This window comes from Corynebacterium faecale (assembly GCF_030408735.1).
Classification (GTDB): Bacteria; Actinomycetota; Actinomycetes; order Mycobacteriales; family Mycobacteriaceae; genus Corynebacterium; species Corynebacterium faecale.
Genome location: NZ_CP047204.1, coordinates 2,075,004 through 2,088,433 on the forward strand (window position 1 = coordinate 2,075,004; position 13,430 = coordinate 2,088,433).

The 13,430-nt window shown below is 59.7% G+C and carries 11 protein-coding genes; 9 read left to right on the plus strand and 2 right to left on the minus strand.

Annotated elements, in window-relative coordinates; genetic code table 11:
• The first annotated feature begins 73 nt into the window (after window positions 1-73).
• The 5 genes from sucB (at window position 74) to CFAEC_RS09455 (ending at window position 6,826) form a co-directional block, all read left to right on the plus strand.
• Window positions 74-2,101, plus strand: a complete 2,028-nt coding sequence (gene sucB, locus CFAEC_RS09435; RefSeq protein ID WP_290276294.1) for a 2-oxoglutarate dehydrogenase, E2 component, dihydrolipoamide succinyltransferase — start codon at window positions 74-76, stop codon at window positions 2,099-2,101.
• Between the two features lie 104 nt (window positions 2,102-2,205).
• On the plus strand, window positions 2,206-2,961 hold the full coding sequence (gene lipB / locus CFAEC_RS09440) for a lipoyl(octanoyl) transferase LipB (protein WP_290276296.1): 756 nt from the start codon (window positions 2,206-2,208) through the stop codon (window positions 2,959-2,961).
• 129 nt (window positions 2,962-3,090) lie between these two features.
• Window positions 3,091-4,137, plus strand: a complete 1,047-nt coding sequence (gene lipA / locus CFAEC_RS09445; protein ID WP_290276298.1) for a lipoyl synthase — start codon at window positions 3,091-3,093, stop codon at window positions 4,135-4,137.
• Between the two features lie 147 nt (window positions 4,138-4,284).
• Window positions 4,285-5,067 carry a DUF4191 domain-containing protein gene (locus CFAEC_RS09450; RefSeq protein WP_290276300.1) on the plus strand — a complete coding sequence of 261 codons (783 nt, stop codon included), beginning with the start codon at window positions 4,285-4,287 and terminating at the stop codon, window positions 5,065-5,067.
• A 130-nt stretch (window positions 5,068-5,197) separates the two neighbouring features.
• Window positions 5,198-6,826, plus strand: coding sequence for an aspartate:alanine exchanger family transporter (locus CFAEC_RS09455; protein ID WP_290276302.1), 1,629 nt, complete (start codon window positions 5,198-5,200; stop codon window positions 6,824-6,826).
• Between the two features lie 46 nt (window positions 6,827-6,872).
• Here CFAEC_RS09455 and CFAEC_RS09460 read toward each other — a convergent pair whose 3' ends face one another.
• Window positions 6,873-7,346: an RDD family protein gene (locus tag CFAEC_RS09460; protein WP_290276305.1), complete on the minus strand. Its 474-nt coding sequence runs from the start codon at window positions 7,344-7,346 to the stop codon at window positions 6,873-6,875.
• 316 nt (window positions 7,347-7,662) lie between these two features.
• Between CFAEC_RS09460 and glnA the strand changes: the two genes are divergently transcribed.
• Together glnA and CFAEC_RS09470 are read left to right on the plus strand one after the other, a co-directional pair.
• Window positions 7,663-9,096, plus strand: coding sequence for a type I glutamate--ammonia ligase (gene glnA / locus CFAEC_RS09465; RefSeq protein ID WP_290276307.1), 1,434 nt, complete (start codon window positions 7,663-7,665; stop codon window positions 9,094-9,096).
• 412 nt (window positions 9,097-9,508) lie between these two features.
• On the plus strand, window positions 9,509-10,054 hold the full coding sequence (locus CFAEC_RS09470) for a PRC-barrel domain-containing protein (protein ID WP_290276309.1): 546 nt from the start codon (window positions 9,509-9,511) through the stop codon (window positions 10,052-10,054).
• A 112-nt stretch (window positions 10,055-10,166) separates the two neighbouring features.
• Here CFAEC_RS09470 and CFAEC_RS09475 read toward each other — a convergent pair whose 3' ends face one another.
• Complete coding sequence (locus tag CFAEC_RS09475; RefSeq protein WP_290276312.1) at window positions 10,167-11,009, minus strand: SGNH/GDSL hydrolase family protein; 843 nt, start codon at window positions 11,007-11,009, stop codon at window positions 10,167-10,169.
• 285 nt (window positions 11,010-11,294) lie between these two features.
• Here CFAEC_RS09475 and CFAEC_RS09480 point away from each other — a divergent pair, with 285 nt between their 5' ends.
• Both CFAEC_RS09480 and CFAEC_RS09485 read left to right on the plus strand, forming a co-directional pair.
• On the plus strand, window positions 11,295-11,846 hold the full coding sequence (locus CFAEC_RS09480; protein ID WP_290276314.1) for a PRC-barrel domain containing protein: 552 nt from the start codon (window positions 11,295-11,297) through the stop codon (window positions 11,844-11,846).
• 72 nt (window positions 11,847-11,918) lie between these two features.
• A complete protein-coding gene (locus CFAEC_RS09485; RefSeq protein WP_290276316.1) occupies window positions 11,919-12,749 on the plus strand; it encodes a PRC-barrel domain-containing protein in 831 nt (276 codons plus the stop codon).
• Window positions 12,750-13,430: the final 681 nt, after the last annotated feature.

Below are 13,430 nucleotides of genomic sequence, written 5' to 3' on the forward strand. Positions count from 1 at the left end.
GGACAAACCAAGTCGGTATTCTTTGGGTATTAGTTTCCGATTTAACGACATGACTTGCGAGGAGTCTTAAATAATGGCGTTCTCCGTAGAGATGCCCGAGCTGGGCGAATCAGTAACCGAAGGCACTATCACCCAGTGGCTGAAGGCTGTTGGCGACACCGTCGAGGTCGACGAGCCACTGCTCGAGGTCTCCACCGACAAGGTCGACACCGAGATCCCTTCCCCGGTTGCTGGCGTGATCCTTGAGATCAAGGCAGAAGAGGACGACACCGTTGACGTCGGTGGCATCATCGCGATTATCGGCGAAGAGGGCGAAGATGCCCCAGCCGCAGAGGAAGAGGAAGAGGAAGCTCCAGCAGAGGAAGCACCTGCTGAAGAGCAGGAGCCCGAGGAGGAAGAGGCTGACGCACCGGCCGCTTCCGGCGACGCCACCGACGTGGAAATGCCAGAACTTGGCGAGTCCGTTACCGAAGGCACCATCACCCAGTGGCTGAAGGCTGTTGGCGACACCGTCGAGGTCGACGAGCCACTGCTCGAGGTCTCCACCGACAAGGTCGACACCGAGATCCCTTCCCCAGTAGCAGGCACCATCGTGGAGATCCTCGCTGACGAGGACGACACCGTGGACGTCGGCGCCGTCATCGCCCGCATCGGCGATGCCAACGCAGCACCAGCTGCCAAGGAAGAAGCACCGAAGGAAGAGCCCAAGAAGGAAGAAGCCCCCAAGGCCGAAACCCCTGAGCCTAAGGAGGAAGAGGCTGACGCACCGGCCGCTTCCGGCGACGCCACCGACGTGGAAATGCCAGAACTTGGCGAGTCCGTTACCGAAGGCACCATCACCCAGTGGCTGAAGGCTGTTGGCGACACCGTCGAGGTCGACGAGCCACTGCTCGAGGTCTCCACCGACAAGGTCGACACCGAGATCCCTTCCCCAGTAGCAGGCACCATCGTGGAGATCCTCGCTGACGAGGACGACACCGTGGACGTCGGCGCCGTCATCGCCCGCATCGGCGATGCCAACGCAGCACCAGCTGCCAAGGAAGAAGCACCGAAGGAAGAGCCCAAGAAGGAAGAAGCCCCCAAGGCCGAAACCCCTGACGTGACCCGTGATGAGGCCAAGAAGGTCGAGGAGCCGAAGAAGGAAACTCCGAAGGCTGCTCCTTCCGCATCCGGCGACAATGTCCCGTATGTGACTCCTCTGGTTCGCAAGCTGGCTGAGAAGCACAGCGTGGATCTCAACACTGTCGAGGGCACCGGCATCGGTGGCCGTATCCGTAAGCAGGACGTCATGGCTGCCGCCTCCGGCGAGTCCGCACCTGCCAAGGACGCCGCACCGAAGTCCGCTGCATCCACCAAGTCTGTGGATCCGGAGAAGGCCAAGCTGCGTGGCACCACCCAGAAGGTCAACCGCATCCGCGAGATCACCGCGAAGAAGACCGTCGAGGCTCTGCAGATCTCCGCACAGCTGACCCAGCTGCATGAGGTTGATATGACCCGTGTGGCCGAGCTGCGCAAGAAGAGCAAGCCAGCTTTCCAGGAGAAGCACGGTCTGAACCTGACCTACCTGCCGTTCTTCGTCAAGGCAGTTGTTGAGGCCCTGGTTGCCCACCCGAACGTCAACGCGTCCTACAACGCCAAGACCAAGGAGATGACCTACCATGCCTCCGTGAACATGGCCATCGCCGTGGACACCCCTGCCGGCCTGCTTACCCCGGTCATCCACAACGCCCAGGACCTCTCCCTCCCGGAGATCGCCCAGGCCATCGTGGATCTGGCTGACCGTTCCCGCAACAACAAGCTGAAGCCGAACGATCTGTCCGGTGGCACCTTCACCATCACCAACATCGGTTCTGAGGGCGCGCTTTCTGATACCCCGATCCTGGTTCCGCCACAGGCTGGAATCCTGGGTACCGGTGCGATCGTGAAGCGTCCGGTTGTCATCACCGAGGACGGCATCGATTCCATCGCCATCCGCCAGATGGTCAACCTCCCGCTGACCTACGACCACCAGGTTGTGGACGGCGCCGATGCCGGTCGTTTCCTGACCACCATCAAGGACCGCCTGGAGACCGCCAACTTCGAGGGCGATCTGGAGCTCTAGTCTCCCACCAGCACGTCACACGCTGATTCAAAAGAACCGCTGGCCTGATGGCCAGCGGTTCTTTTGATGTCTGATCACCTTCACCGGGTAGTGTGGAATCCATCATGACTGCACCACGTGACCCTTTCTTCCCTGCTGATCGGTCCATCAGGGCCTCCGATTCCCCCATCGAGATTCAGCACCTCGGAACCATCGATTATCAGAAGGCCTGGGACATCCAGGCACAGCTCGCCGGGAAGCGGGCCCGCGATGAGATCAATGATCAGATCCTGGTTCTGGAACACCCCTCCGTTTACACCGCTGGAAAGCGAACCCAGCCGGAGGATCGGCCAACCAACGGACTCCCCGTCATTGATGTGGACCGTGGCGGGAGGATCACGTGGCACGGACCCGGTCAGTTAGTCATGTACCCCATCATCAAGCTGGCTGAGCCCATCGATGTGGTGGATTATGTCCGACGGCTGGAGGAGGCGCTCATCCAGGTGGTCCGTCAGTTCGGCATCCCCGATGCCGGACGGGTGGATGGACGTTCCGGTGTGTGGGTTCCCGCCCATGATGGTTCGGACGATTCCAAGATCGCCGCCTTGGGAATCCGCGTCACGCGCGGGGTGACCATGCATGGTCTGGCGTTGAACTGCGACAACACCCTGGAGTTCTATGAGCACATCGTGGCCTGTGGGATCGAGGATGCAGGTCTGACCACACTCTCGCGGGAACTCGACCGGGAGGTCACCACTGCGGAACCCATCCAACCGCTGATTGATGCCCTGGATGATGCCCTGGCGGGTCGTCTGATCGTGGCGGATCACAGCTTCGCCACCGCCCCCGACCCCACCAGGGTGCAGCCTAAACGGGGGTAGCCGGGGGAATTCCCGGGCATCGTCCCAACGTTGAACCTATTTAAACCCCATGGTGACCGTGGTGCCTACCAGTGCCAGCGCCACCATCCTGAATTATTAACCGATATTGAAAGATGTAAGGTTGCTTCTGTGACTATCGCACCTGAAGGACGTCGACTGCTCCGCGTCGAGGCCAGGAACTCGGAAACCCCGATTGAGACCAAGCCCCGTTGGATCAGGAACCAGGTCAAGAACGGCCCTGAGTACCAAGACATGAAGGAGCGGGTCGCCAGCTCCTCACTTCACACGGTGTGTCAGGAAGCCGGTTGCCCCAATATCCATGAGTGCTGGGAGTCGCGTGAGGCCACCTTCCTCATCGGTGGTGCCAACTGCTCCCGTCGTTGCGATTTCTGCATGATCAACTCCGCCCGTCCGGAGCCGCTGGACCGTGGTGAGCCGCTGCGCGTGGCTGAGTCTGTCCGTGAAATGCGTCTGAACTACTCCACCATCACCGGTGTCACCCGCGATGACCTGCCTGATGAGGGAGCCTGGCTCTACTCCGAGGTTGTCCGCAAGATCCACGAGCTGAACCCGAACACGGGTGTGGAGAACCTGGTCCCGGACTTTTCCGGCAAGAAGGATCTTCTGCAGGAGGTCTTCGAATCCCGTCCTGAGGTGTTTGCCCACAACCTGGAGACCGTGCCCCGCATCTTCAAGCGCATCCGCCCGGCGTTCCGCTACGATCGCTCACTCGATGTCATCCGTCAGGCACGGGACTTCGGTCTGGTCACCAAGTCCAACCTGATCCTGGGCATGGGCGAGACCCGCGAGGAGATTTCCGAGGCGCTGCGTGATCTGCACTCTGCCGGAACCGACATCATCACCATCACCCAGTACCTGCGCCCGGGTCCCCTGTTCCATCCCATTGAGCGTTGGGTCAAGCCTGAGGAGTTCGTCGAGCTGTCTGAGGAGGCCTATGATCTTGGTTTCGCCGCAGTCATGTCTGGGCCACTGGTCCGCTCGTCCTACCGCGCCGGCAAGCTCTACGCCCAGGCCCTGAAGTTCCGTGGTGAGGTCCTCCCGGAGAATCTCTCCCACCTTGCTGAAACGACGGAAGGCCCCACCACCCAGGAAGCGTCCTCCCTGCTGGAGCGTTACGGCGCCTCCACGGACGTTCCGGTGGTCTCACGCAACTAATTCTCTGGTTGTTCGGCGCTCCCCTCTCCCCACAACGGAGAAGGGAGCGTTTCCCATTCCGGGGTTATCGCTCCCAGCCACACCTCCCAGGTGGGTTGGCGTGTCCCTGTTTTCGCAAGCCCGATTCCATCACCTATTGTTAAGGGCATGGCAGACGCGAAGAAGCAGGCGGCCAAGGCCGCCAAAAAAGAAGTATCAGCAGCAAAGAGGGCCCGTCGTAAGGAAACCCGCTCACAGATGTGGCAGGTCTTCAACATGCAGCGCAAGCAGGATAAGGCTCTTATCCCGCTGATGCTGCTGGCGATCCTGGGTATCCCTCTGATCCTCTTCCTCCTCGGCATGATCTGGGGTGGCCAGTGGTGGATGCTCCCGGTGGGCATTGTCGCCGGTATCGTCGCAGCGATGTTCATCTTCACCCGCCGGGTGGAACGGGATGTGTACAAGCGCGCTGAGGATCAGGCCGGTGCCGCAGGCTGGGCTGTGGAGAACCTCCGTTCGGGTGTTGGCATGACCTGGCGTACCAAGACAGCTGTTGCGGTCACCACCCAGATGGATGCTGTACACCGCGTCATCGGTCTGGCCGGTGTGGTCCTGGTCGGTGAGGGTGCGTCCCACCGTCTGAAGCCGTTGATGGCGCAGCAGCGCAAACGTCTCAACCGTGTCGCACCGGGTGTGCCGGTCTATGAGATCATCACAGGTACCGGTGAGGGGGAAACTCCGATCGCGAAGCTGCAGCGGGAACTGGTGAAGCTGCCCCGCAACTACAAGAAGAACGAAGTGGCATCCCTGGCGGCACGCATCGAAGCCATGGATAACCTCGGTAACACCCCGGGTGCTGCCCTGCCGAAGGGGCCGCTACCCAAGGGTGCCAGCATGTCCGGTATGAACCGTCGCGCACGTCGTCAGGCTGAGCGCAAGGGCGAGCAGTAGGGCTACCACCCTCCGCGTCATCGCCTGGTTTCATGGGGCGCACCCTCCATCGTGGGGGGTGCGTCCCATGTTGTTTTATCAGACCTGCGATCGGGCGAAATAATGCCGCTGACATGCGATCATTGATGCCGTGAGCTTATTTGTAGAAAACCAACTATTGGCTTTGGTCGCAATCATGGGCATCGGACTCCTGCTCGGCAGAATCAAAATTTTCGGGTTTCGCCTCGGGGTGGCTGCGGTGCTGTTCGTCGGTCTGGCCTTTTCCACGATTGAACCGGACATCACTGTTCCGCCGTTGATCTATGTGGTCGGGTTGGCGTTGTTCGTGTACACAATCGGCCTGGAGTCCGGTTCAGAATTCTTCAAGTCGCTGAGGTCCACGGGGCTGCGCAATAACGGCCTGGCGCTCGGGGCGATCGTGGCCACCACGACGTTGGCATGGCTGCTCATCAAACTCTTCGACTTCGAAGCGGCAACGGGCGCCGGCATGCTCACCGGTGCATTGACCAACACTCCGGCCATGGCCGCGGTGGTCGATGCCCTACCGGCGCTTATCCACGCCGATACAGGCGAAACCTCTCGTATCCTCGAACTTCCTGTTGTCGCCTATTCCCTGACCTATCCCCTGGGCGTACTGGTGGTCATCCTCGCCATCGCCATCGTCGGCGGCATCTTCAAGGTCAATCATCAAAAGGAAGCAGAGGATGCGGGTGTGGCTGTTCAGGAGCTCTATGGACGACGCATCCGGGTGACCCGTGATGATCTCCCCGCCATCAACAACATCCCGGAGCTGCTCCGCCTGGAGGTGATCGTCTCACGTGTGGAACGGGACGGCGAGGATGAGCAGTTCATCCCTGAGGAGGGTGACCGCACCCGCCGGGGCGATATCCTGACGGTTGTGGGCACCGCCCAGGAACTGGATCGGGCGATATCCCACATCGGCGAGTTTGCCAACGGTGACCCCTATAGTGATGTGGATCTGGATTATCGGCGTATCTTCGTATCCGATGAATCCATGGTGGGGGTGCCGCTGGATAAGCTTCGTCACCGGATGCGCGGCATGTTGGTCACCCGCATCAGGCGTGGTGATGCCGACCTGGTTGCCCATCCTGAGATGACCCTGCAGCTGGGCGACCGGGTACGCGTGGTAGCTCCCACCGGGAGGATTGATGAAGCCACCCATATCTTCGGTGATTCCTACCGGCGCCTGGCTGATTTCAATCTCATCCCGCTGGTGGTGGGTCTGGCGCTCGGTGTGCTGGTGGGAATGGTCGAGTTCCCGCTTCCCGGTGGCAGTGCATTGTCCCTGGGCAACGCAGGTGGCCCCCTCCTGGTGGCGTTGCTGCTGGGAGCACTCAGTCGCACCGGAAAGGTGGTGTGGCAAATCCCCTACAGTGCGAACCTGGCTCTGCGACAGCTGGGGATCACCCTGTTCCTGGCTGCAATCGGTACCACCGCCGGAGCGGGTTTCCGCTCCGCACTCGGCGATCCGGAATCCCTGCTCATCATCGGGGCGGGTGCACTGCTCACACTGTTCATGTCAGTGGTGGTGCTGTTGGTCGGCTACAAAATCATGCGCATCCCCTTCGGGGAGACCGCGGGTATCCTCGCGGGAACCCAGACGCACCCGGCTGTGTTGAGTTATGTTTCGGAAACTACCCGGAATGAACTTCCCGCCATGGGTTATACATCGGTATATCCACTGGCCATGGTGGCCAAGATCATCGCAGCCCAGGTACTGCTGTTTCTTCTCGTATAGATCTGCCTGCCACGGGGGGGTGTGGTTAGGCGTCGATAAGCGGTTTTTAACCGCGGATGATCGCGGTGCCCGTGGCCTTATCGTGGAGGCCGCGTCCGTCCGTATCCACCATGGCTGCGGGCAGGATGAAGATGGTGAGCACCGAACGCGCCAGGGCACGCCACCAGCCCACGCGGTCCACGGCATCCACGCGGGCGATACCCATGCCGAGCATCGCGTGGCCGGGGGTGCGGGCGAAGAACCAGCCGCTCAGCCAACCCATCACCACGAAGATGATGAGGGTGGAGGTGGCTACATCACCGAGGAAATCGGTGAAGTTGGTGAGCACGATGGCAAGGATCCAGGAGACACCCCAGTCGATGCACACACCACCGATTCTGCGCGCGACAGAGACCAGGGATCCTTTCCCCTTTTCGGGGAGGCCGAGTTTTTCACCGGGCCACCGTCCGGGTGCATCGGGATCATCATAATCCGCCGGAATCTCGGGACCATCGAGCCAGCTTCTTCTCGGTTTCGCCATGCTATTCAATCTATCCAACGGAACGACAAACAGGAAACGCATCGTGGGGGAAACGGGATAATGCGACGCATCCCACCACTGACTGGAGGTAGGGGGAAGGGATGGTTCTCTCGATGCCGGCTCGCTCAGATTGAGCTTGTATACGATGGTCAGCGAAGGTTCTCAAAAAAGTTTTGATAGATCGACAGATAATGCCCTATACTGGTTTCTGTCACAAGGACGACGTTTGCAGTTGAGTCTACTAAGCCAGACCAGATGCACGTCAGCTTGCCCGGCGCGCAGATATCCAGACCGCCCATGTCAATGAGGAGTTACCGTGGCGTTTAACACCCCGGAAGAAGTAACCAAGTTCATCAAGGATGAAAACGTTGAGTTCGTGGACGTTCGATTCACCGACCTTCCCGGTACCGAGCAGCACTTCAGCATCCCGGCCTCTGCATTCGACGAGGATGCGATGGAGGAGGGCCTGGCCTTCGACGGTTCCTCCATCCGTGGCTTCACCACCATCGATGAATCCGACATGAACTTGCTGCCCGATCTGGCCACCGCCAAGATTGATCCGTTCCGCAAGGCCAAGACACTGAACATCAAGTTCTTTGTCCACGACCCCTTCACGCGCGAAGCATTCTCCCGCGATCCACGGAATGTGGCGCGCAAGGCCGAGCAGTACCTGGCATCCACCGGCATTGCGGATACCTGCAACTTCGGCGCCGAGGCAGAGTTCTACCTCTTCGATTCCGTCCGTTACTCCACCGATGTCAACGCCGCGTTCTACCAGGTGGATACCAACGAGGGCTGGTGGAACCGTGGACGTGAGACCAACCTGGACGGCACCCCGAACACCGGTTCAAAAAACCGCATGAAGGGTGGCTACTTCCCCGTCGCACCTTATGACCAGACCGTGGACATCCGCGATGAGATGGTGGGCAACCTGCGCAATGCCGGTTTCCACCTCGAGCGTTTCCACCACGAGGTCGGCGGTGGCCAGCAGGAGATCAACTACCGCTTCAACACCCTGCTGCATGCGGCTGATGATATCCAGACCTTTAAGTACATCATCAAGAACACTGCCGCTCTGCACGGCAAGGCCGCCACCTTCATGCCGAAGCCACTGGCTGGTGACAACGGTTCCGGTATGCACGCCCACCAGTCCCTGTGGAAGGACGGCAAGCCACTCTTCCACGATGAGTCCGGATATGCGGGTCTCTCCGATATCGCCCGCTATTACATCGGCGGCATCCTGCACCACGCCGGCGCCGTCCTGGCCTTCACCAACCCGACGCTGAACTCTTATCACCGCCTGGTTCCCGGCTTCGAGGCTCCGATCAACCTCGTGTACTCACAGCGCAACCGTTCCGCTGCCGTGCGTATCCCAATCACCGGTTCCAACCCGAAGGCCAAGCGCATTGAGTTCCGTGCTCCGGACCCATCAGGCAACCCATACCTGGGCTTCGCCGCCATGATGATGGCCGGCCTGGACGGTGTGAAGAACCGCATCGAGCCCCATGCACCGGTGGACAAGGATCTCTATGAGCTCCCGCCGGAGGAGGCTGCCTCCATTCCGCAGGCCCCGACCTCACTCGAGGCGTCACTGAAGGCCCTTCAGGAGGATTCCGACTTCCTCACCGAGTCCGATGTGTTCACCGAGGACCTCATCGAGGCCTACATCCAGTACAAGTATGACAACGAGATCACCCCGGTCCGCCTGCGCCCGACCCCGCAGGAATTCGAGATGTATTTCGACTGCTAGACATCCCGCCTCACGGCGCGCATGCCCCTCTCCGATAACGCGCCCTTCCCACAGGGCCGGAGTGGGGCATGTCGCCGTTTTCAGGCCCCGCGCCACACCGCAGACCACACCGAGCGCACCAGCCATCTCTTGCAATGTGACCACGAACACTCCCAGTTGAGCAATTTTATTCACTGTTGGAAGACGCGCCACCACCGCCGCCCCACCCCGTGCCATGACCCAGGGTTCAACATGTCCGGCGGGCAGAAAAGAAGTCTCACCACTGATGTTCTCCACCTCCGGTAGAAGCAGATCCACCCGCTTATTAACGGGGTGACAACAGCTCCATTGCTGGATGCAGGAATGCCAGGGGAAAGGTCGGCACCAATCTGTTTATGGTGGGGTTATCCATCCCCCACAGCAAAGGAAACTCATGTCAGAGCACACCGACAAGTATGAGATTGTTTCTCTTCTTCAGGCCAACGCCTATGACAACTCCGGAAGCAAACTGGGAGCCGTTGAAGGCGTATTCCTCAACGACGACACAGGTTTACCCACGTTTGTGGAAGTCAGCCACGGACTGTTTGGGCGCAATTCCAGCATCGTCCCACTCAGGGGTGCCCGACTGGAAGCCAGCAAACTGAACCTGGGGTTCGCCAAGGACACCATCCAGGATGCCCCGGACATTAACCCTGACAATGGCTTGAGCACCATCGAGCAGGATGATGTCTTCGCGCATTACGGCGTGACCGATGCCGAGGATGCCTCCTATTTCCACCCGGAGATCCCCGAGCAGCCAGACGCCACGGATGTGGGCATCTTGGATCAGTCCACCGGCACCGCCCTGCCAGGCGATACCTTCGCAGCCCAGGGACAAGCCGCCGAGGCACCAGAAGATGGCAAGACTGCTCAGCGCGATGCCGCCGACGACGTAGCGGAGTCGGAGAGAATCCGTCTCCGCAGGTTCTCCGGCCGCTAGACGCTGCTAGACGTTGCTAGACAGAACTGAGCGCCGCTAGCTACTTCTCATCCTCCCATGTGATTCTCGTGTGATCCATGGGAGGATTCTCGTTGCCGGAGCGGTTTTTTCGTCAGTTGTCCAGGACCGCCCGCACTGCTTCAGCCATCGCCTCGTGCCCGGTGGAGGTCAGATGAAGAGGATAGGCATCTGTCTCCGCACCCCGGATATCCGCCCACCGCTGTTCGGGAGCGGCGCAGGCGGTGTGATCCTCTGCAGAGTCGGGTAACACAAAGTCCGCGCCGTGCCGGTGCGCAGCTTCCTCCACCACCCGGTTGATCTCCGCGGTCAGGGAAACGGCCCAGTTCTGATCAGCTTCAGACACCCCTGCCAACTCCGGACAGTCGCCGGCGGCCACCAGAGGCAGATAACCGGTGACCACCACCTGAGCATGTCCAGCACGTTCGTTGATCTGTTCATGCACCCGGTCCAGCTTGTCCGGAATTGCCTCCATCCGCTGGTTTATCACAGCTTCCCACTGCTCCACGCACGGTGTCGGTCCGGTCTGGCGCATCTGGCTGCTGATACATCCAGCTACGTCCCCGAACCCCAGATCATTTCCGCCGATGGAAAGGGTCACCAGCGTGGTGGTTACATCCAGCGCTTCCAGCTGTGCTGGCAGCTGTCCATCAGGGGTTGCTCGGGGACGAAGAAGATCATCGGTCACCGCCCCCTGACACGACATGTCAGTGACATCTGCATGGACGAGCTCCGGATAATTACCCGCCGAGCGAAGGCAGAATGGTTCGCCCCGCAGCGGTTGATCACGTCCACCCATGGCGGCAAAGGAATCCCCCAAGGCCGCATAGCTTAACGACGCCTCCCCCGCCACCCCGTTCCCGGCCTCGCCGGAGGGTTCACCGCTGCAGGCCACGAGAACGGGGACGACAAGAGCCAATGCCAAGAGACGCTTCACGCCTCCCTGTCTACCCGACCGTCGAACCACACGGCGATGATGAGGTTTCTACGGGGGTTCCTCTTCCCTGATCGCACTGACGCCGTGGCTGTCGGCGGTCGTTTTCCAGCCTGCCCCGGGAGATGCCACACCACCCAACCATGATTCAGGTCACAATTTGATTTTATTCAGATCGTATTTCTGCGGTATCCAGTCATGCAGACACTAAATGGGCATAACGGATTAATAACAGTTGCTTTTGAGCCTACGGTGGCGTTAACGGATACCCGCGAACAAAGGAAGATCATGTCTGAACATACAACCAAGTATGAGATTGTCGCCCTCCTGGATGCCATCGCTCATGATAAGGATGGACACAAGCTGGGAGCGGTCAACGGCATCTTCACCGACGATTCGACCGGGCTGCCAGTCCTCGTGGAAGTAAACCACGGGCTCTTCGGCAGACACACTGGAATCGTGCCACTGCGCGGATCCCGGCTGAAGGGCCACACCCTGACCCTCGGGTTCTCCAAGGATGCCATCAAGGATGCTCCCGATATCGATCCGAACTTCGGATTGAGCAGTGAAGAACGCGAGACGATTCTTGCTCATTACGGTCTGAGCAAGGAGGCTGCAGCCGATTATTTCCACCCTGTCATGCCTGAACTCCCTGATGGCGACGAAGTGGGTCTGAAGGCCCCAGTCGCTGATAGCGCCGGCCCCGGCGATTCAGGTGATCCCTATGCGGACAAGGTCAACCGTGCAGAGGCTCCCCATGATGCGACCACAGCGGCGCGTGACGCAGCCGATGACCGGGCAGAGGCTGAGAGAATCCGTCTCAGCAAATTCAGGCGCTAAAGAACACACCGGAAACTTCTAATAACCATCACGATTCCCAGCGTGGTAACCCCCTTCGAGAAAGGAAAGAACATGACAGACGCAATGCCCAACAAGAACGAGATCCGCGAACTTTTTGATGCCACAGCCTATGACAGATCAGGCGATAAGCTCGGTTCGGTCAATGAGGTATTTCTGGACGACAGGAGTGGTCAGCCGAAATTCGTGGAGGTCAACCACGGTCTCTTCGGCCTGTCCTCCAGCCTGGTTCCACTCAGGGGCTCCTCCCTCAGTGCAGGGTCACTCAATCTCGGTTTCAGCAAGGACGCCGTCAAGGACGCGCCCGACATCGACGCAGACAATGGACTGACCGCCCATGAGGAAGACAGGGTCTACGCACACTACGGCCTGTCCGAGGCCCAGGATGCCGACTACTTCCACCTGGACGGCACCCATGCAGATGCCCCTCTCACCCAGACTGATCCCACCAGTCGCAGGGACGCGGACCTCGCTGCCGATGCGCAGGATCCACCCCGCGACCAGGCACCCGGTCATGCCCACAAGGAAGCGGATTTCAACATCGTGTCTGAAACATCACCGAGCAACGCCGCCAACTCCGGGGTGGGCGGAGGCGCTCCGGGAGGAGCCGTACGGTCCGATGCGGACACCACCGTCGCATCAGAACCTGCCGTGGCGGACGACAATGAGCGCTATCCCGCCGATGGCCCGGGCGATCACACACGTGGCGATGTCGTTGAGGGCAAGACCCCCGGCGACTTCGAGAGGGCTGACTCTGCGGGTAAGCACGCCCGTGGCGACGTGGTTGAGGGCAAGGCCCCCGGCGACTTCGACACCCCGGACAATAAACTGCACAGGTTCCCGCTGCGCAAATTCTCTGATCGCCAGACCGGCACGGTGAAGTAACACCACCTTCCCCACCTGTTAACCAATCCCCGCCAGGGCTTCCTGGCGGGGATTTTCCCATCCCGTTCATCGTGTGTCAGATTCACGCACTGCATGGGATTGAGCTCACCCTCCATCACCACACCGCTGCTATATACCCCCGATACCTTGGATCACCCCATCCACCTCCCCCATGTGGGATCATGCCCGAATTGGGCGGGGGTGCACATCTCGAAAATGGACCATCACAGCGCTTTTAGGAACCCAAATACAGGCGAAGACCAAAAAGGAGTGGATTCCACATCAACCCACACCGCGGGGTACATACCCTGACCCCCTAACCAAGTATGGGGACCCCCCTGGGGCCGAACCCACTGAATATCACCGAAAGTCGCTGGTAAAGCACCGAAACGGCTCAAACCCACCATTTCCATACCCAATGATAATCCCAAACCCAACGGCAGCAGTTCTTAACACCAGGACAGTCAAAGAACCCCCGATAGGGGTGATTTTGGCCGCCGACCACTCTCCACAATGCAGAATGCCTGAAAATCGGAATGTGAATCTGGCTAATAAAGTCTTGTTAATACACTCACATTAGGTCAATCTTTAGATGCATGACCGGGATCGCTATTTGTTTGTAATGTTCATCACTCATACCGTCCTAGGTGATGCACAGCGCCCCACACCATGCATTGGTGA